Source organism: Rhizobium sp. NFR03 (assembly GCF_900111275.1).
GTDB lineage: Bacteria > Pseudomonadota > Alphaproteobacteria > Rhizobiales > Rhizobiaceae > Ferranicluibacter.
Window position 1 is genome coordinate 605,524 of record NZ_FOGR01000002.1, and the last position, 18,255, is coordinate 623,778.

Annotated in this window: 18 protein-coding genes and 1 pseudogene; all 19 read left to right on the forward strand. The window is 60.8% G+C overall.

What is annotated here, in order from left to right; genetic code table 11:
- Window positions 1-3: 3 nt before the first annotated feature.
- The 19 genes and pseudogenes from flgC to BSG19_RS08200 all read left to right on the forward strand — a co-directional run bounded on the left by flgC (window position 4) and on the right by BSG19_RS08200 (window position 18,236).
- Entirely contained in the window at window positions 4-423 is a 420-nt protein-coding gene (flgC, locus tag BSG19_RS08110; protein WP_092987349.1) for a flagellar basal body rod protein FlgC, read from the forward strand.
- The gene (locus tag BSG19_RS08115) at window positions 423-761 is read left to right on the forward strand and encodes a flagellar hook-basal body complex protein FliE (protein ID WP_092986600.1); all 339 of its coding nucleotides are present in this window, start codon (window positions 423-425) and stop codon (window positions 759-761) included. The genes flgC and BSG19_RS08115 overlap by 1 nt, the downstream gene beginning before the upstream one ends.
- Before the next feature lie 25 nt (window positions 762-786).
- Window positions 787-1,575, forward strand: a complete 789-nt coding sequence (gene flgG / locus BSG19_RS08120; protein ID WP_092986602.1) for a flagellar basal-body rod protein FlgG — start codon at window positions 787-789, stop codon at window positions 1,573-1,575.
- 29 nt (window positions 1,576-1,604) lie between these two features.
- Window positions 1,605-2,174 (forward strand): flagellar basal body P-ring formation chaperone FlgA, encoded by a 570-nt coding sequence (gene flgA, locus BSG19_RS08125; RefSeq protein ID WP_244529142.1) that lies wholly within the window; start codon window positions 1,605-1,607, stop codon window positions 2,172-2,174.
- A 98-nt stretch (window positions 2,175-2,272) separates the two neighbouring features.
- A pseudogene (locus BSG19_RS08130) lies at window positions 2,273-3,310 on the forward strand (flagellar basal body P-ring protein FlgI); the annotation flags it as partial.
- Window positions 3,311-3,321: 11 nt separating this feature from the next.
- Window positions 3,322-3,843, forward strand: a complete 522-nt coding sequence (locus tag BSG19_RS08135; protein ID WP_244529143.1) for a MotE family protein — start codon at window positions 3,322-3,324, stop codon at window positions 3,841-3,843.
- Entirely contained in the window at window positions 3,840-4,547 is a 708-nt protein-coding gene (flgH, locus tag BSG19_RS08140) for a flagellar basal body L-ring protein FlgH (RefSeq protein ID WP_092986606.1), read from the forward strand. Before BSG19_RS08135 ends, flgH begins: the two co-directional genes overlap by 4 nt.
- Before the next feature lie 76 nt (window positions 4,548-4,623).
- A complete protein-coding gene (locus tag BSG19_RS08145; protein ID WP_092986608.1) occupies window positions 4,624-5,199 on the forward strand; it encodes a flagellar basal body-associated FliL family protein in 576 nt (191 codons plus the stop codon).
- Window positions 5,196-5,933, forward strand: coding sequence for a flagellar type III secretion system pore protein FliP (gene fliP, locus BSG19_RS08150; protein ID WP_092986610.1), 738 nt, complete (start codon window positions 5,196-5,198; stop codon window positions 5,931-5,933). The genes BSG19_RS08145 and fliP overlap by 4 nt, the downstream gene beginning before the upstream one ends.
- A 311-nt stretch (window positions 5,934-6,244) precedes the next feature.
- Window positions 6,245-7,162, forward strand: a complete 918-nt coding sequence (locus tag BSG19_RS08155; protein WP_092986612.1) for a flagellin N-terminal helical domain-containing protein — start codon at window positions 6,245-6,247, stop codon at window positions 7,160-7,162.
- Window positions 7,163-7,428: 266 nt separating this feature from the next.
- Window positions 7,429-8,355, forward strand: coding sequence for a flagellin N-terminal helical domain-containing protein (locus BSG19_RS08160; protein WP_092986614.1), 927 nt, complete (start codon window positions 7,429-7,431; stop codon window positions 8,353-8,355).
- Between the two features lie 298 nt (window positions 8,356-8,653).
- Window positions 8,654-9,622 carry a flagellin N-terminal helical domain-containing protein gene (locus BSG19_RS08165; protein WP_092986616.1) on the forward strand — a complete coding sequence of 323 codons (969 nt, stop codon included), beginning with the start codon at window positions 8,654-8,656 and terminating at the stop codon, window positions 9,620-9,622.
- A 449-nt stretch (window positions 9,623-10,071) separates the two neighbouring features.
- Entirely contained in the window at window positions 10,072-10,725 is a 654-nt protein-coding gene (locus BSG19_RS08170; protein WP_092986618.1) for a hypothetical protein, read from the forward strand.
- Window positions 10,722-11,900 carry a flagellar motor protein MotB gene (locus tag BSG19_RS08175; RefSeq protein ID WP_092986620.1) on the forward strand — a complete coding sequence of 393 codons (1,179 nt, stop codon included), beginning with the start codon at window positions 10,722-10,724 and terminating at the stop codon, window positions 11,898-11,900. Before BSG19_RS08170 ends, BSG19_RS08175 begins: the two co-directional genes overlap by 4 nt.
- 3 nt (window positions 11,901-11,903) lie before the next feature.
- Window positions 11,904-13,229, forward strand: a complete 1,326-nt coding sequence (gene motC, locus BSG19_RS08180) for a chemotaxis protein MotC (RefSeq protein ID WP_092986622.1) — start codon at window positions 11,904-11,906, stop codon at window positions 13,227-13,229.
- 290 nt (window positions 13,230-13,519) lie between these two features.
- Entirely contained in the window at window positions 13,520-15,313 is a 1,794-nt protein-coding gene (locus BSG19_RS08185) for a flagellar hook-length control protein FliK (RefSeq protein ID WP_244529144.1), read from the forward strand.
- Window positions 15,314-15,320: 7 nt separating this feature from the next.
- Entirely contained in the window at window positions 15,321-15,839 is a 519-nt protein-coding gene (locus BSG19_RS08190; RefSeq protein WP_092986624.1) for a transglycosylase SLT domain-containing protein, read from the forward strand.
- 293 nt (window positions 15,840-16,132) lie between these two features.
- On the forward strand, window positions 16,133-16,804 hold the full coding sequence (locus BSG19_RS08195) for a transcriptional activator Rem (protein WP_092986626.1): 672 nt from the start codon (window positions 16,133-16,135) through the stop codon (window positions 16,802-16,804).
- Between the two features lie 229 nt (window positions 16,805-17,033).
- A complete protein-coding gene (locus BSG19_RS08200) occupies window positions 17,034-18,236 on the forward strand; it encodes a flagellar hook protein FlgE (protein WP_092986628.1) in 1,203 nt (400 codons plus the stop codon).
- Window positions 18,237-18,255 lie beyond the last annotated feature (19 nt).

An 18,255-nucleotide genomic window follows, 5' to 3' on the forward strand; every position in this document is an offset into this window, starting at 1 on the left:
GCCATGGATCCTCTCGTCTCCGCTCTCAAAGTCGCAGCCTCCGGTCTCGAGGCCGAGTCCACCCGTCTGCGCATCGTGTCCGAGAATATCGCCAACGCACGCTCGACCGGCGACACCGCCGGTGCCGATCCCTATCGTCGCAAGACGATCAGCTTTGCCGCCGAAGTGGATCGCGTCAGCGGGGCGTCAAGCGTCGAGGTCCAGAAGCTCGGTGTCGACCAGTCCGACTTCAGCATCGAATTCGATCCGGGTAACCCGGCCGCCGACGACAAGGGCATGGTCAAGCTGCCCAACGTCAACGTGCTGATCGAAATGGCCGACATGCGCGAAGCCAATCGTTCCTACGAGGCCAACCTGCAGACAACGAAGCAGGCCCGCGACCTCATTTCCCAAACAATCGACCTCCTGAGGGCTTCGCAATAATGATCGACGCAATCAAGACCATCGGTGCGGCATTCTCTTCCGCCACCGAAAGCACCACGAACGCAACGAGCTCCGCAGCCTCCATGGCCTCCCAGGCGCTCGGCAGCGCCGCGCCGGCAGGTCAAAGCTTCTCGGAGGTCTTCAGCGGCATGGCATCGGAGATGACCAATTCGCTGCGCTCCGCCGAGACCTCGTCCATCGCGGGGATCAGCGGCAAGGCCAACACCCGCGAAGTCATCGATGCCGTCATGAGCGCCGAGCAGTCGCTCCAGACCGCCATCGCCATCCGCGACAAGATCGTCACCGCCTATCTCGAAATCGCCCGTACACCGATCTGAGGCGCGGATCTAAAGGAATAGCATCATGAAGGCTCTCTCCATTGCCGCCACCGGCATGAATGCCCAGCAGCTCAACCTCGAAGTGATCGCGAACAACATCGCGAACATCAACACGACGGGCTATAAGCGGGCGCGCGCCGAGTTCTCCGATCTTCTCTACCAGACCGAGCGTGCAGCCGGCGTGCCCAATCGGGCAAACCAGGCGGTCGTTCCGGAAGGCGCCAATGTCGGTCTCGGCGTCCAGACCTCGGCCGTGCGCAACCTGCACATCCAGGGTCCCCTCGTTCAGACAGGAAACGATCTCGACCTGGCGCTCGTCGGCCGCGGCTGGTTTCAGGTGGAAACGCCCGACGGCGAGACAGCTTATACGCGCGCTGGTGCCTTCAACACCAATGACACCGGCCAGCTCGTCACCATCGACGGCTACACGGTCGTCCCTGGCATCACCATTCCGCAAGGCGCCGCAGAGGTCACCGTCAGCACGTCCGGCCAGGTCATGGCGCGCATCGACGGCAGCAACATCCCGCAGGCAGTCGGGCAGCTGACGATCGCCAACTTCATCAACGAGGCCGGTCTCGCGCCGCAGGGCGACAACCTCTTCAAGGAAACGCCGGCATCGGGTGCGGCCGTCGTCGGTTCGCCGGCCGATCCGGGCTACGCCCAGATCAAGCAGAAGTATCTCGAAGGTTCGAACGTCGATCCGGTCAAGGAAATCACGGACCTCATCTCCGCGCAGCGCGCCTATGAGATGAACTCGAAGATCATCCAGGCCGCCGACGAGATGGCCTCCACGGTCAGCAAGAACCTGAGATAAGCGGCAAGAACGCGGAAGGAGCGGCAGACATGATGTTTCGCCCGATGAACAGGCTGAGGAAAGAAGGGTTGGCGGCGCGCTTCGTGCAGTCCGCTACCCGGCGCCTGCTTGCCACGATGCTGTGTGCCGCCGCCTTTTCAACGATGACGATCACCGGCGCGAGCGGTCAGGCCGGAAGCCAGAGCAGCATCCAGAACGGCGCTCGGACCGCATCCAAGACCGCCGTCATTCCGACGGAAACCATCTATCCCGGCCAGACCATCGAAGAGACGCACCTGCAGGTGGTCGCCGTCACCAATCCGGATCTGTCGGGCGACTATGCGTCCGGGCTCGATCAGGTCGTTGGCAAGGTGACCAACCGCACGCTTCTCGCCGGGCGCGTCATCTTCGTCGCCGGGCTTCGCGAGCCCTATGCCGTGGAACGCGGCAAGGCCGTGCGCATCGTCTATTCGAACGGCTCGCTGACCATCACGGCCGGCGGCTCGCCGCTCGACAACGCCGCGGTCGGCGACCTCATTCGTATCCGCAACACCGATTCCGGCATGATCGTCTCGGGCACCGTCATGGCAGACGGCACAGTACACGTGGTGGCAAAATGATCGTTTCCATGGCACGGCGCCTCATCGCGGCGGTTGCGGCGCTGGCTATCAGCCTGCCGCTTAACCTGACGATCGGTGTCGATACCGCATCCGCCGCCGCGCGCATCAAGGACGTGGCCTCGCTGCAGTCGGGCCGCGACAACCAGCTGATCGGCTACGGCCTCGTTGTCGGCCTTCAGGGCACGGGCGACAGCCTGCGTTCCTCACCCTTCACCGAGCAGTCATTGCGCGCCATGCTGCAGAACCTCGGCATCTCCACGCAGGGCGGCGAGTCGCGGTCGAAGAACATTGCAGCCGTGCTCGTCACCGCCAACCTTCCACCCTTCGCCAGCCCCGGCAGCCGTATCGATGTGACGGTCGGGTCGCTCGGCGACAGCACCTCGCTGCGCGGCGGCACCCTCGTCATGACATCTCTCTCGGGTGCCGACGGGCAGATCTACGCCGTGGCGCAAGGGTCCATCGTCGTCACCGGCTTCAGCGCCGAAGGCGATGCCGCGACATTGCAGCAAGGCATTACCACGGCCGGACGCGTGCCGAACGGCGCGATTATCGAGCGCGAGCTGCCAGCTAAGTTCAAGGACGCGGTCAACCTCGTCCTCCAGCTGCGCAACCCCGACTTCTCCACCGCCGTCGGCATGGCCGCCGCCATCAACCGCTATGGACGCGAACAGTTCGGCGGGCAGATCGCCGAAGCCCGCGATAGTCAGACCGTTGTGATCGACAAGCCCAAGATGGCCGACCTCGCACGTCTGATGGCGGATGTTGAAAATCTCGTCATCGAGACGGACGTGCCCGCCCGGGTGGTCGTCAACGAGCGGACAGGCACGATCGTCATCGGGCAGGACGTGCAGATCTCTCCAGTGGCCGTGAGCTTCGGCACGCTGACGGTGCAGGTTACCGAGACGCCGACGGTCGTTCAGCCCGAGCCCTTCTCGCGCGGCGAGACCGCCGTGGAGCCGAACACGCGGATCGACGCGACAGAGGCCGGCGGAAAGGTCGCCATCCTCAACGGCTCCAATCTGCGCACGCTGGTGTCCGGACTCAATTCGATCGGCGTGAAGCCGGACGGCATCATTTCCATTCTCCAGGGCATCAAATCGGCCGGTGCCCTCCAGGCGGAGCTCGTTCTGCAATGATCGCGATACACATGCTTTCCCCACGCCTTCGCCAGCTGCTCGTCGGTGCCGCAGCCGTGCTCGTCCTGACGATCCCGGGCGCATTCGCCCAGGAGGTCGCAGCACCGGCCGGCACGGGCGCGCCGCAGGGCGGTGAAATCCAGCAATTCTGCACCAATATTGCAGATGCCGCCCGCGACCAGCGCTACCTCTTGCAGAAGCAGCAGATCGAGCAGTTGCAGGCCGGCGTCGATGAGCGCATCGCGCTTCTGGAAAAGAAGCGTGCGGAGTACGAGGACTGGCGCAAGCGTCGCGACGAGTTCCTGAAGCAGGCGGAACTCAACCTCGTCGATATCTACAAAACCATGAAGCCGGACGCTGCGGCCAGCAAGCTGACCCTGGTCCGCTCTGAAATCGCCGCCGCCGTCATCATGAAGCTGCCGCCTCGCCAGTCGAGCCTCATCCTCAGCGAGATGAGCGACGAAAAGGCAGCCATCCTGACCAACATCATCTCCAGTGCCGCCGATCCGAACACATCGAAGGAACCGTCATGAACATTCGCCTTTCGGCCGCTTTGGCCGCAAGCCTTCTGACCGGTTGCCAGTCGTCGTTGCAGGACGTCGGCCGCGCCCCCGCCATGAGCCCGATCGGCAGCGGCCTGCAATATACGCAGACGCCCCAGCTGGCGATGTATCCCAAGGAGCCGCATCAGGTGGCAAGCGGCTACTCGCTGTGGAGCGACCAGCAATCGGCGCTCTTCAAGGACGCCCGCGCCATGAAGATCGGCGATATCATCACCGTCGATATCCGCATTGACGACAAGGCGAGCTTCGACAACAAGACCGACCGCAAGCGCACCAACGACAGCGGCTACAATGTCGGCGCCTCCGGCAACTCGCAGACAAGCGATTTCGCCTGGAAGGGTAATCTCGACTACGGTTCCAACACCTCGACGAAGGGGGAGGGGACCACGGAGCGATCCGAAAAGCTCGTCCTTCTTGTTGCTGCCGTGGTCACGGGGGTTCTCGAGAACGGCAACCTGCTGATCAGCGGTTCGCAGGAGGTTCGCGTCAACCATGAGCTCCGCATCCTCAATGTCGCCGGTATCGTGCGGCCGCAGGATGTCGATGCGAAAAACATGATTTCCTACGACAAGATCGCCGAGGCCCGCATCTCCTATGGCGGCCGTGGCCGCCTGACGGAAGTGCAGCAGCCGCCCTGGGGGCAGCAGGTCATGGATATCATATCGCCGCTCTGATCGCCGCTGCAAAAACCCGCAAGGGTGTGCAGAAAGCGGATCGGACGGACATCTGGAAGGTATAAGCGAGGCTCTGATGGACGAGATCGAAGGCGGCGCACCGTCGAAAAAGAAAAGCGGCATGGTCATGACCATCGCGGCGATCGCCATCGTCTCGGTGCTCGGCGCCGGCGGTGGCTGGTTCCTCGGCGGCATGTTGGCGCCCGAGCCCCTGAGTTCGGACGAGGCGAGGGTGCTGGAGGAGGCGAAGGCCACCATCAAGGCCCGGGAAGCCGCCGAGGCTGCCAACCAGCCAGACCCGGCCGGCGGCGAGCATGGAGAGTCCAAGAAGGAGGACGAGGAAGGTCTGCCGAAGGCGTCCACGGAAGCCAACGGCGTTCTCCAGCTCGACCCGATCACCACCAACCTGTCCTACCCCACGGAAAACTGGATCCGGCTGGAACTGGCGCTCCTCTTCAAGGGCGCGCCCGACGTCGCCATGGCGCAGCAGATCCACGATGATGTCTCAGCCTACCTGCGCACCGTCTCCCTGCAACAGATCGAAGGCCCTCGCGGCTTCCAGTATCTGAAGGACGATATTCAGGAACGGGTTGACCTTCGCTCCGAAGGGCGCGTAACCAACGTGATCTTCAGAACATTCGTGGTCCAATGATTCGTCTGGTCGCATTCATAGCCGCCATGGTTGCCATGACGGGGATCGCAGGGGCCCAAGGGTTCCCCTCACAGATCTTCAACCAGCCGATCGATGGCTCCGCGGCCTCGTGGATCATCCGCACGTTCGGGCTGCTGACGATCCTGTCGGTCGCGCCCGGCATCCTCATCATGGTCACGAGCTTTCCGCGCTTCGTCATCGCCTTTGCGATCCTGCGCACCGGCATGGGCCTTGCGACCACCCCGTCGAACATGATCATGGTTAGCCTCGCGCTGTTCATGACCTTCTACGTCATGGCGCCCACCTTCGACCGCGCATGGCGCGAGGGCGTCGATCCGCTGATCCAGAACCAGATCACCGAGACGGAAGCGCTCACCCGCATCAGCGAGCCCTTCCGCGAGTTCATGCTGGCCAATACCCGCGACAAGGACCTTCAGCTCTTCGTCGACATTGCTCAGGAGAAGAACCAGACCGTGGTCGTGGACGGCCGCGTGGATCTGCGTGCCGTCATCCCCGCCTTCATGATCTCCGAGATCCGGCGCGGCTTCGAGATCGGCTTTCTGATCATGCTGCCCTTTCTCGTCATCGACCTGATCGTGGCGACCATCACGATGGCGATGGGCATGATGATGCTCCCGCCGACCTCCATTTCCTTGCCCTTCAAGATTCTCTTCTTCGTCCTGATCGACGGCTGGAACCTGCTTGTGGGCAGTTTGGTGCGGTCGTTTAACTGACCTTTGCGGCGTGGTTAACCAAGTATTGCGCGGCTCGGTATATTTAGTCTTAATATATTTTTCAAATACCTGTTTTCATTGGTTAAATTTCTGAGGCTGCGTCATTTTGCGGCCCGTCGAGCCCGCGTCCCAAAAAGGTGGATTTAAGCAAATCGCAAGCTTTGACTGCGATATTCACCCTACATGACGGGTTTGGTTCTCCTGAGGAATAACAGGTACCGAGTGGCATGATGCCGAACCGTTATCACCGGTAAGTTAGTCCGGTATGTCCCTAAGTTTTTTGTTTTTTGTACCTTAGAGGGACAGTCTAAATGGCAAGCATCAACACCAACGTTTCTGCAATGGCAGCACTCTCCACGCTGCGCACGATCAACAACGACATGGAGACGACGCAGTCGCGCATCTCCTCCGGCCTCAAGGTCGGCTCGGCTTCCGACAACGCCGCTTACTGGTCGATCTCCACGACCATGAAGTCGGACAACAAGGCGCTCGCAACGGTTCAGGACGCCCTCGGCCTCGGCGCTGCAAAGACCGACGTCGCCTACACGGCCATGGATGCGTCCATCAAGGTTGTCGATGAAATCAAGGCCAAGCTGGTCGCTGCCAGCGAGCCGGGCGTCGACAAGGCCAAGGTTCAGAAGGACATCGACGAACTCCAGAACCAGCTGGTATCGATCTCCAAGTCCGCAGCCTTCTCCGGCGAAAACTGGGTTCAGGGTTCCGCAGCTGCAACGAAGAGTGTTGTCGGTGGCTTCAACCGTGACTCGAACAACGCCGTCAGCCTGACGACGCTGGACTTCGACACGACAAACAGCATTCTGATCCAGACGGACGCAAGCGGCGCTCCTGTCGCGTCAGGTGCTCTCGGAAAGCTGACGAAGGACCTTACCGGAGGACTGACGACAGCCGCGAGTGTTTTGTCACTCGATATTACGGGCCTCGATACGGTAGAGCTTGGAAAGGCTATTTCCGGTGTTGACGCGGTTCTCCAGGAAATGACAGATGCCGGTGCCGACCTCGGTGCTCTCAACAAGCGTATCACCTTGCAGACGGATTTCGTCAGCGACCTGACGGCATCGTTCACCAAGGGCATCGGTCGTCTGGTCGATGCCGACATGAACGAGGAATCGACCCGCCTGAAGGCGCTGCAGACGCAGCAGCAGCTCGGTATCCAGGCGCTGTCGATCGCCAACTCCGACTCGCAGAACATCCTGTCGCTCTTCCGTTAATCGGAACGGCGGGCCTATAAAGGCCTGGACAAAACACAAAGTCGAAAAGGCCGCGCCTCGCAAGAGGCGCGGCCTTTTCTTTTGCCTGATTCGAATTGTCTGTCCGCCTTAGCGGTTCTTTAACCCTGATGGTGTTTTCTATGGTTATCGAAACAGCGGGTTAACCAAGAGATTTAACACGTTAGCAAGCATGACGCTGGCCGCTGTTTCCCGGTAAGAGCCGGAATGTCCCTTCCCATTTACCTGTTCAAAAGGGGCAGTAGACAATGACGAGCATTCTGACAAATTCTTCCGCAATGGCGGCACTCTCCACTCTGCGCCAGATCGGCGCGGATATGGAAACGACGCAGGGTCGCGTCTCCTCCGGCCTCAAGGTCGGCGCTGCAGAGGACAACGCCGCCTACTGGTCGATCGCAACGACAATGAAGTCGGACAACAAGGCACTCGCAACGGTTCAGGACGCCCTCGGCCTCGGTGCTGCAAAGACCGACGTTGCCTACACGGCGATGGATTCTTCCATCAAGGTCGTCGATGAAATCAAGGCCAAGCTGGTTGCTGCCAGTGAGCCGGGCGTCGACAAGGCTAAGGTCCAGAAGGAAATCACCGAGCTTCAGAACCAGCTCAAGTCGATCGCGAAGTCGGCCGCTTTCTCCGGCGAAAACTGGGTTCAGGGCACCGCAGGCATGTCGACGAAGAGCATTGTCGGCGGCTTCAACCGTGACAGCTCCAACAACGTCAGCCTGACGACGCTGGACTACGATACGTCGAAGAGCCTCCTGGTCGAAGTTGAAGCGAACGGGGATCTTTCTACAGCTGGTACTATCGGGAAACTGACGACCAACTTCGCAGGCGCGATGAGCACACCGGCCAGTGTCCTGACACTGGATATCACGGTCGCGGGTTTCCTTCCTGCCGACCTGACCGCAGCCATTTCCGGCGTCGATGCAGTTCTTCAGTCGATGACGGATGCCGGCGCCGACCTTGGCGCTCTCAACAAGCGCATCACCTTGCAGACGGATTTCGTCAACGATCTCAGCTCGTCCTTCGAAAAGGGTATCGGCCGACTGGTCGACGCCGACATGAACGAGGAATCGACGCGCCTGAAGGCTCTGCAGACGCAGCAGCAGCTTGGCGTCCAGTCTCTCTCGATCGCCAACTCCAACTCGGAAAACATCCTGTCGCTCTTCCGTTAAGAGCAGAAGGATCAAAGCGGCGGCAACGCCGCTCCGACACCCCAGGGCCGCCTCCACAAGAGGCGGCCTTTTTTATCGTCTTTTCATAAAGTTAGTAATTTCGTCATCTTCATTTACAAATCTTCATAAAGATTTACACCGTCGAGCCGGATTTAAAACTTTGTTAACCATAACGCGATTAAATCATCGTTAAGACGACGAGCTGCCGATCGGGTAAATTGGGCAGGTGCATGACGCTCCTTCGTCGCCGCTGGCCACTGGCCGCATGCTTCCGACGTTTCTTAAAGGGCGAACCCCAATGACCAGTATCATGACCAATGCCGCCGCAATGGCAGCGCTGCAGACACTCCGCACGATCAACACGTCCATGGAAGAGACGCAGGCGCGCGTTTCCTCCGGCTATCGTGTTGAAACGGCTGCCGACAACGCTGCCTACTGGTCGATTGCGACCACGATGCGCTCCGACAACATGGCTCTCTCCACCGTTCAGGACGCACTTGGCCTCGGCGCAGCCAAGGTCGATACATCCTACTCCGCCATGAGCTCCTCGATCGACGTCATCAGCGAGATCCAGTCGAAGCTCGTTGCTGCCAGCGAACCGGGCGTCGACAAGTCCAAGATCAACAAGGAACTGACCGAGCTGAAGAACCAGCTTGCAGCCGCCGCACAGTCCGCCTCCTTCTCGGGTGAAAACTGGCTCTACAATGCGAACGTCGATGCCGTGGGTACGAAGTCCATCGTCGGTTCGTTCAACCGCTCGTCCGATGGCTCCGTTTCCGTCACCACGCTCGACTACGATACGGCGACATCGATCATGATCGACCTCAAGGATCCGGCGCGTGGACAGCTGACCAAAGGTATCGACGTCTCCCAGCCGGACGGCGCGGGCGCAACGGTGGCCGCGACGTACCATCTGATCGAAGCACAAGGTGGTGTCGTGGGGCCTGGCGAGATCATCGCGCTGGATAAGGATACGACACCCCAGGAAATCGCAGGCATGCTGTCGGCCGTCAATTCGATCCTGTCCAACCTGACGGATGCAGCCTCGACGCTCGGTGCCATCACCAAGCGCATCGACCTGCAGGAGGGCTTCGTCGCCAACCTGATCGACGTGATCGACAAGGGCGTCGGCCGTCTGGTGGATGCCGACATGAACGAGGAATCGACCCGCCTGAAAGCTCTGCAGACGCAGCAGCAGCTTGGCGTCCAGTCTCTCTCGATCGCCAACACCAATTCCGAAAATATCCTGCGCCTCTTCCAGCAGTAAGCCGAGACAAGGCCTCCCTTCGGGGGAAGCTGTCATTCGCCGGAGCCGCGGTCATCGGCTTCGGTGGATCGGTTGGACCGCGCTATTGCCCGAGCGCGGTCCAACACCCTTCAACCCTCGCACAAGTTTGACCCGCTACTCTCCTCTCGCAGCCCCGTCTCTGGCGCGTGCCCTTTTCCAAGGAGCGCGGTCGAGGCCGAAGATTCCGCTTGTCGCGGGAAGGGGCCGCCGGTGCATCCTGTCCTTGCACTGTCGCTTGCAGCCTTCCGGATTCCGTTCCGCCTGTCTGCTCAACGAGATGTCCGGGCTCCGCTGACAAGGCACGGGCCCAGAAGGAGACGGTCGGACGTGCCCATGACCCGTTGTTTCGGCCCCGAAAGCCTGTTGTTCCCCACCCGCACCGCCCCCATGCGCGCCTTTGCGCAGCGAGGGACGTCGGAGATGCAACAATGACGGCGCCGCTTTCCCGGTATCTCAAGGATTTCAGCGCGCCGAAAGTGGACCTGACGCGCGTGCCCAAGAACTATTTTCACGAAATCGAAGAGCCCGTTTCCCGCGATACCCGCCCGGTCGCGAAGCTGCCGCCGGAGCCTGTCATCGACATCGAGGCTGAACGCCAGAGTGCCTATGGCCGTGGCCGCGAGCATGCCGAGATGGAGATGCGCGCCCGCCATAAGGCGGAAATCGCCGCCTTGCGTGCTGAGCACGAAGCCGAGTGCGAAACGATCCGGGAAAATCTGGAAAACCAGGCGGCTGCCATCATCCACCAGCGCTTCAGCGAGATCGGCTCGCTGCTTGCGGACATGATCTCCGAGCAGACGGCCCAGGTTCTCGCGCCCATCCTGCAGGAATCATTGACCGAGAAGGCCATCGAGGCGCTCGCCGTTGCAATCCGGCATTCCGTCGATGGCGACGCGGTAAAGATCACCGTGCGCGGCCCGGCCCGGATGTTTCAGACACTCGAGGCACGTCTTTCAGACACGGAGGTGAGCTTCCGACACGTCGAGACAGACGACATCGACCTCTCCGCCGAATTCGGCGATTCCATTCTGATGACCCGGCTATCGGCCTGGGCTGATACCGTGCGGAAAGTGATAGCATGAGCGAGAGCAACAGCCATCACGGCAAAAACGAGATCATCATCATCAAGCGGCATGCGCCCGCCCATGGCGGTAGCCATGGCGGTGCATGGAAAATCGCCTATGCCGACTTCATGACCGCCATGATGGCCTTCTTCCTGGTGATGTGGCTGATCAACGCGTCCAACCCCAAGACCAAGGCGGCCATCGCATCCTACTTTAACCCGGTCCAGCTGACACAGCAGGAACCGGCGGAGAAGGGCGTCAAGGCGCCGGCGAAAGACGCAAAGGGTGAGGAAACACAGTCGCGGTCCAAGGTCGATGGCGACCAGCCGAAGAGCGGCGGATCTGCCAAGAGCGGCGAGGATGAAACTGCGACGTCTGGCGAGGAAACCAAATATTCCGACGCCGATTTCTTCGAGAATCCCTATTCTGTCCTGTCCGAGATCGCCAACGATGTCGGTCGCGAGGCCAATATCAGCTCGAAAGGGGACGGTGGTGTCTCGACGTCAGGTCCGGCGACGGGCGCAGATGGCGGTGAAGCCTATCGCGATCCTTTCGATCCGGATTTCTGGACGAAGCAGGTCGAGCTGAAGAAGATAGCCGACGCCGGATCGAGTGCCGCCGACAAGGCGGGTAATGGCGCGGCGGAAAATATCGGCAACGGCAAAAGCGATGCCATGGCAGCTGCGAACGATCCGGCAACACCCAAAGCTGCGCCGTCACCAGCGGAGAGCAAGGCTGCGACGGAACTGAAGCAGGCGATCGAGAAGGAAATCGGCGGCGCTGCCGGCAAGCTCGCCGAAGGCCTCATCGTGACGCCGACAGAAGGCGGGCTTTTGGTGTCGATCAGCGAGCAGAGCGATACGCCGATGTTCGGCCTCGGCTCCGCCGTCCCGGAGCGCGCCACGGTCCTCGCCATGGAAAAGATCGGCAAGCTGCTGTCGACCCGCACCGGTGCGATCGCCATCCGAGGCCATACAGATGGCCGGCCCTTCAAGGCGGGTGGCTACGACAACTGGCGCCTGTCGGCAGATCGTGCCCAGAGCGCCTATTACATGCTTGTCCATGGCGGTCTCGCCGAGAGCCGCGTGAGCCAGATCAGCGGCTTTGCCGACCGGCGCCTGCAGGTTCCCACGGACCCGAACGCGGCCGCAAACCGGCGCATCGAAATCCTCGTGCAAACGAACCAGGGCTAAACCATGATGAAAGCCCTCCGCACTGTTCTTCTTGGGGCCGGCACATCACTTGCCTGGCTCGCCTCGCTGTCGGCCGTTCACGCCGCAGCGGAGAAGGACGAAAACCTGCCGCCTTACAAGCTGATCCGCTCGTTGCAGCATGTGCAGGACAGCGTGGTGCATGGCGATCTCTCCTCCGCCGATATGCAGCAATTCATGCTCGGCGCCATCGAAAAGCGCCTGATGACCGCCGACCGAGACGTCTTTGCCGATCCGCGCAATGTGGACGCGGCGCTGATCTACGCGATGAGCGGCGGCAACCCGAAGACGCTCGCCTATCTTGTCAGCCGCGACATCGACGGCAATTTCGACAATCGCATCACCGATGCCCTCGGCCATTATCTCAACGGCAAAGGTGGTCTGATCGTGGAGACGATGTCGAAAACGATCGACGAGTACAAGAATGCGCCGGTCGGTCCTTATCTCTACCTCGTCTATGGCAATGCGGTCGCCCAGCAGGATCCCGGCAAGGCCGTCAAGGCCTATGACTGGGCAAGACTTGTCGCGCCGGGTACCAACATCGAAGAAGCGGCGCTGCGCCGTTCTCTCTTGCTCACCACCCGTGCCGGCAATGTCGATCAGGCATTGCGCTATTCGCTCGCCTATACCCGTCGCTTCATGACGTCGCCTTATGCCGGGCAGTTCGCGGATATTTTCGTGGAGCTTGCGGTTGCCAATTATGGCGATGCCAAGCGTCAGAAGATCGAGGAGATCCTGTCCTTCATGGACAAGCCGCGCCAGCGGGAGATCTTCCTGCGGATTGCGCGGAATGCCGCCATTGCGGGATTGAAACCCTTGACGAAGCTCGCCTCCGAGCGCGCGGCATCGCTGTCTGCTGCGGCGGACAGGGAGCCGAACGCTCTCGCTACATTCTATTCCGGTCTCGTGGATGTGCCTTCGACCGGCATTCTCGAAGCCGTCAAGGATATCGAAGCCATTCCCGATGCCGAACTCTCTCCGCGTGATCGCAGTCTGAGGGAAGCAGCCCAGGCCGTCGCACGGGAGGTGCTGCGTGCCCCGGTTCCGGAGGTTCAGGCCAGTGCCAACAGTTCAGCACAAGCCAACGCTGACATTCTGGCGTCTCAAGCGCCGTCTCCCGAAGCTCTATCGGGGTCCGGCAGCAGCGACAGCCCCTTTGCAGCCCCGGCGACGCCGTCGGCGCCGGAGGCTGCCACCATCGAGCCCGCAAAACCAGCCTCGACGGATCTCGATCCGGCGCTGGCGACGTTTCTAACGAGCGGGAAGAGTAAGCTGGGCGAGATCGACGCCCTGCTGCGGGAGGATATGTAGACATGAGATCCCTTGATGACGCGCTACCGGCAGCAAAAGCTGGCCACGCGACTGTTTCTGCCGTCAGGAGCCGCCAAAGCGAGGCGGAAGGCGGCGCAGCTTTTCGCAAAACGTTCGCCGATCTCGGCCCCGCACGGGACACGGGCGCAAAGTCGCACATTTCGGTCGCCCAGGCCAAGCCTCGCCCGGACGAGCCGGCAAATGTAACGCCATCCGATCCATCTGTACCGGCCGCGCAAGCCGGCACGTCGGATGCCGCGCAACCGCGCGCGTCAGGAATCCCTGGTTTGATGCCCTCGGAAGCAGAGGGCAAATCGGAACAGGCGCCACATGCGGCGGTCGCCCGTGGCACACCGGCGGCCACGGCTGAGACGTCCGGCGAGCCCTCCACGGCTCCTACAGTGAGGACTGACGCGCTTGCTCTATTGTCCATCGTGACGGCGGAGCAGCTGCGGGACGCAGACGGAGAAACGGTCGATCTTCCCCCGACTTCGGCCGATGAACCCATCGAGAACCGTCCGGTGCCGCCCACGAAGATGCAGGCGACGGCTGTCGGCGAGCACATCGAAGGCCAGTCTAAGCCTGCCGGCAACCCGGAGAAGGCGTCAGCGGCCACCCCATCCACAACGGCTGACACCAGACCATCTGCTGCCGCAACGCTTTCCGCCACCCTCGCTCTGAAAGCCATCAAGGCCGATCCCGAGGCCGCTCGTGCCGAAAACGTAGCGGCTTCCGCGACAGCGCCTGCAGACGAAGAGAAGAAGGTTGCAGCCGGCAAGAGCCTTGACACCCAGACGCCAGCGGCGCGGCTTCGCGTCGTAATGCCGGAACGGACTGCAGAGGCTTCTACAGTCTCGTCCGGAGTTCCCCAGAAGTCGGCTTCGGCGGCTATCCTCACGAATGCCAGTAAATGGGTAACCGCAGCGGATGAGTCCGTAGCTGGCTCAGAACCGGCAATGCAAGCGCTCGCTTCTGAAAAAGCACGTGTGACGCAGCCATCGGATGCTGTCGAGGATGTCGCTGAAAAGGTATCTGCGCAGGACGCAGAGTCGCCTCTTCAACGCCCGACACGGCAGGCGACCACCGAGATGCCGCCTGAACCTGCGGAGGAGCCCGCGGAAGCCCCCGCGCCTGTCGAAGAGGTGGATATCCGCAGCCTCATGGCAATTCTTGGTCCGGTCGTGGCTCAGCCGGTGGTGGGTGCATCCGCCAAGACTGAGAATGTCAAGGCTAAGCTCGATGCGGAGGCTGGGATGCCCGGCCTGAAGCTGGGGGGCGACAGGATCAACATGCCCATCGCCATGGCAGCGGCCGATACATCGCCGTTGCCGGCATCGACGGATGGTGCGGACCAGGTCTTCCGCTTCGCGCGGGCGGATGGCAAGTCGAGCCCGATCTCGCTGCGAGCGGATGCCGACCGACCCACTTCCAAATCATCGAACGATCAGGCGAATACCAAGGCCGAGACCGTTACGGTGCTGGATGCCAGGCGCTATCTCGGCATCGCACCGACGCTCGGCAACCAGCTGCCGATGACGGCCAACGCACAGGCCGTTGCGGCCGCGATCACGGGTAACGGCGATCCGACGCAAGCCCTTCAAACGAGTACGGGCATTGCGGGGCCGCATGGCGCTACCGGCAAGGTGGTCAATACGCTCAAGATCCAGATGCATCCGATCGACCTCGGTCTCGTCACGGCCACGCTGCGCTTGCGCGACGACGAGTTGCAGATCGATCTTCGTGTCCAGACAGGGGATGCCTACCGGCAGCTTACCAACGACCAGGATGGCATGATCAAGGCGCTTCGCGCCCAGGGCTTCCAGGTCGATCAGGTCAATATCATCTTTACGCCGCAGGACAGCGCGGCCGGTAACGATAACTCCGGGATGCCGCAGGGCAACCAGCAGCAGCCGTCGCAGAACGGACGGGATAGCCAGGGCGGCCTTGCAGCCGGCAATGGCGGAGAAGGTCGTAATGGCGGTGCAGGACAGCGGAATGCAGATGACGGGCGGACCAGACAAGACACGCTTCGTGAAACGCCTGCGGCTCCTCAGCCTGGCCTTTCTGACGAGCTCTATCTCTAGTGCTCCCATGGTCGCACAGGCCACATCCGGCTCGGATGCCGGCCTGTGTGAAAGCCAAATCGTCGCTGCGGCCGCCAAATACGGTATTCCCGAAGGGATCCTCTACTCGGTCGGGCTGACGGAAACGGGACGCAAGGGCTCGTTGCAGCCCTATGCCATGAACATCGATGGCAAGGCCGTGTTCGCATCGAGCGCTCAGGAGGTGCTGCTAAGGTTCGAAGAGGCACGGGCAGCAGGTGCAAAGCTTATCGACCTCGGATGCATGCAGATCAATTATCGCTTTCACGGAGAGAATTTTTCTTCGCCGCAAGCGATGCTCGATCCCCGCGCAAACGTCGAATACGCTGCCCGCTTCCTGGCAAATCTCCATGCCCGTCACGAGACATGGACCATGGCGGTCGCGCGATATCACGCCGGACCGAACAACGATCCCGCTCAGAAGCAATATGTCTGCCGCGTGATCGCAAATCTGGTAGCGACCGGTTACGGAAAGTGGACGCCGAACGCTGCGTCCTTCTGTCGGTAACCCCTCGTTAATAACAACCTATGCGATTTCAAATCGATGATTTCTTGCAATGCACACGTTTGTCTTTCGCCTTGGAAATAAGGCGCGTGCTATGCCCATCATTAACACGCGTTAACCTTTCCACAGAATTAATAGTTGGTGTCTCGAAATGAACCACTATATCTTGATCAAATCGGCGCGGAGGCCCTGAGCTAGTACCATTTCTACCCACCAAAAGCCTCTAATTGTGACAAGGCGCCATGATTCGTACCAATGACGTATTGGAAAACACCATACTGATTCGGAGCGGACGAATGATCGTAGTGGTTGATGAACGTGAACTTGTAAAAGATGGCTACACCTCTCTCTTCGGAAGAGAAGGCGTACCCTCCACCGGGTTTGATCCCAAGGAATTCGGCGACTGGGTTGCCACCGCCGCAGACAGCGATATCGACGCTGTCGAAGCGTTCCTGATCGGTCAGGGCGAACGGGCCATGACCCTTCCCCGCGCTATTCGCGATCGTTCCACGGCCCCGGTCATCGCCATCAGCGACACGCCGTCCCTCGAAGCCACGCTCGCCTTCTTCGACTGCGGAGTCGATGACGTCGTGCGCAAGCCGGTTCATCCCCGCGAGATCCTGGCCCGTGCAGCTGCCATTCGCCGCCGCCTGAAGTCCCTCTCGAACTACACCGATATCGGTGCGATCCGCGTCTTCTCTGACGGCCGCGATCCCGAGATCGAAGGCGATACCTTCGCGCTGCCGCGCCGCGAGCGCCGCATCCTGGAATATCTGGTCGCCAACCGCGGCCGTCGCGTTTCCAAGTCGCAGATCTTCAACGCGATCTACGGCATCTTCGACGAAGACGTCGAAGAGAACGTCGTGGAGAGCCACATCAGCAAGCTGCGCAAGAAGCTGCGCAAGAAGCTGGGCTTCGACCCGATCGATAGCAAGCGCTTCCTGGGCTACTGCATCGACTGGAGCTGAGGCTCTATCTTCTGCCCCGGTTTCTGTGGGAGCCATGGGGTCTTTCGAAAGCGAACGACGAGGGTTCGCAATCGAGAGGCGCCATGGCTCTTTCTCGTTTTAGCATGCTGATTTTCTTACGGAAATCGTACTCGATGTTTTGCTTTCGATGCTGCGGCAGGCAGCCTGAACAGGTTCACGCAAGGCTTGCTTCCTAGTGTCGCCAAGACGAACGAAACGAGGATTGGACATGAGTCTCTTTGGAATGATGCAGACCGGCGGTTCCGGCATGAACGCCCAGGCCAACCGCCTTAGCACCGTCGCGGAGAACATCGCGAATGCCAGCACCACTGGCTACAAGCGCTCATCGACGGAATTTTCCTCCTTGATCCTGCCATCCACGGGCGGAAGCTACAATTCCGGTGGCGTCGAGACGAAGGTTCGCCGCAGCATCGAGAACGAAGGCGCCACGGTCACGACGACCTCCGGTTCCGATTTGCGGATCAACGGCGAGGGCTTCTTCGTCGTATCGGACGCAACGGGCAACCCCTTCATGACGCGCGCCGGTGCCTTTACCAAAAACGAAGCCGGCAACCTGATCAATTCAGGTGGCTACGCGCTTCAGGGCTATGCCTATGTCAACGGCCAGGCGCCGACGGCCATCGCCAACAGCTTCGATGGTCTGACCAACATCAATCTGTCGTCCGGCGGCCTGACGGCAACAGGAACGACGGTTGCGGCCTTCGGTGCAAATCTGGACTCGCGGACGCCGGATAATGATCCTGCATCCACGACCTCGATGAGCGTCTACGATACGCAGGGCAATGCGCGTATCCTCGATATTTCCTATACGAAGACGGGAACCAACGCCTGGAGCGTCGCCGTGACAGATCGCGCCACCGGTGACGCGCTCGCTAACACCACGATGACTTTCGGAGAAGACGGCAGCCTGACGACCTCTCCCGTTACGCTTACTACGGCCGAGAAGACGTATGCGGGCGCGACGCTCAAAGAGATCACGATCGATCTGTCCAAGACGACCCAGCTAGGTAAAGTCTTCACTCCTGAACCTGGCGAGAAGGATGGAAACGCGCCGAGCCCGGTGGCCGGCTTCGAGATCGACAAGGAAGGTATCGTTTACGTCCGATACGAAAACAACGATCTGGATCCTCGTTATCGGCTGGCCCTTGCAACGGTCCAGAGCGTGAACAATCTCGAGCCGCAGACCGGCAACGTCTACCTGGCGGGTGCCTCATCCGGCGAGGTTTCCGTTGGTTACGCAGGTACCGGCAAGTTCGGGGGCGTCCAGGACAACGCTCTCGAAGGGTCCAACGTCGATATTGCCAACGAACTCACAGCGATGATCGAATCCCAACGCAGTTACACGGCAAATTCCAAGGTCTTCCAGACAGGCGCCGACCTTCTGGACGTGCTTGTCAACCTCAAGCGCTGATATAGAAAAGGACGGGCTC

Excerpts from the sequence above, each read along its gene's own strand:
- BSG19_RS08160 (WP_092986614.1), top strand. The coding sequence starts at position 7,429 with ATGACGAGCATTCTGACAAATTCTTCCGCAATGGCGGCACTCTCCACT.
- BSG19_RS08185 (WP_244529144.1), top strand. The coding sequence starts at position 13,520 with ATGCCCTCGGAAGCAGAGGGCAAATCGGAACAGGCGCCACATGCGGCG.
- BSG19_RS08155 (WP_092986612.1), top strand. The coding sequence starts at position 6,245 with ATGGCAAGCATCAACACCAACGTTTCTGCAATGGCAGCACTCTCCACG.
- BSG19_RS08145 (WP_092986608.1), top strand. The coding sequence starts at position 4,624 with ATGGACGAGATCGAAGGCGGCGCACCGTCGAAAAAGAAAAGCGGCATG.
- flgG (WP_092986602.1), top strand. The coding sequence starts at position 787 with ATGAAGGCTCTCTCCATTGCCGCCACCGGCATGAATGCCCAGCAGCTC.
- BSG19_RS08135 (WP_244529143.1), top strand. The coding sequence starts at position 3,322 with ATGCTTTCCCCACGCCTTCGCCAGCTGCTCGTCGGTGCCGCAGCCGTG.
- fliP (WP_092986610.1), top strand. The coding sequence starts at position 5,196 with ATGATTCGTCTGGTCGCATTCATAGCCGCCATGGTTGCCATGACGGGG.
- BSG19_RS08200 (WP_092986628.1), top strand. The coding sequence starts at position 17,034 with ATGAGTCTCTTTGGAATGATGCAGACCGGCGGTTCCGGCATGAACGCC.
- motC (WP_092986622.1), top strand. The coding sequence starts at position 11,904 with ATGATGAAAGCCCTCCGCACTGTTCTTCTTGGGGCCGGCACATCACTT.
- BSG19_RS08190 (WP_092986624.1), top strand. The coding sequence starts at position 15,321 with ATGGTCGCACAGGCCACATCCGGCTCGGATGCCGGCCTGTGTGAAAGC.
- BSG19_RS08170 (WP_092986618.1), top strand. The coding sequence starts at position 10,072 with ATGACGGCGCCGCTTTCCCGGTATCTCAAGGATTTCAGCGCGCCGAAA.
- flgH (WP_092986606.1), top strand. The coding sequence starts at position 3,840 with ATGAACATTCGCCTTTCGGCCGCTTTGGCCGCAAGCCTTCTGACCGGT.
- BSG19_RS08175 (WP_092986620.1), top strand. The coding sequence starts at position 10,722 with ATGAGCGAGAGCAACAGCCATCACGGCAAAAACGAGATCATCATCATC.
- flgA (WP_244529142.1), top strand. The coding sequence starts at position 1,605 with ATGATGTTTCGCCCGATGAACAGGCTGAGGAAAGAAGGGTTGGCGGCG.
- BSG19_RS08115 (WP_092986600.1), top strand. The coding sequence starts at position 423 with ATGATCGACGCAATCAAGACCATCGGTGCGGCATTCTCTTCCGCCACC.
- BSG19_RS08165 (WP_092986616.1), top strand. The coding sequence starts at position 8,654 with ATGACCAGTATCATGACCAATGCCGCCGCAATGGCAGCGCTGCAGACA.
- flgC (WP_092987349.1), top strand. The coding sequence starts at position 4 with ATGGATCCTCTCGTCTCCGCTCTCAAAGTCGCAGCCTCCGGTCTCGAG.
- BSG19_RS08195 (WP_092986626.1), top strand. The coding sequence starts at position 16,133 with ATGATCGTAGTGGTTGATGAACGTGAACTTGTAAAAGATGGCTACACC.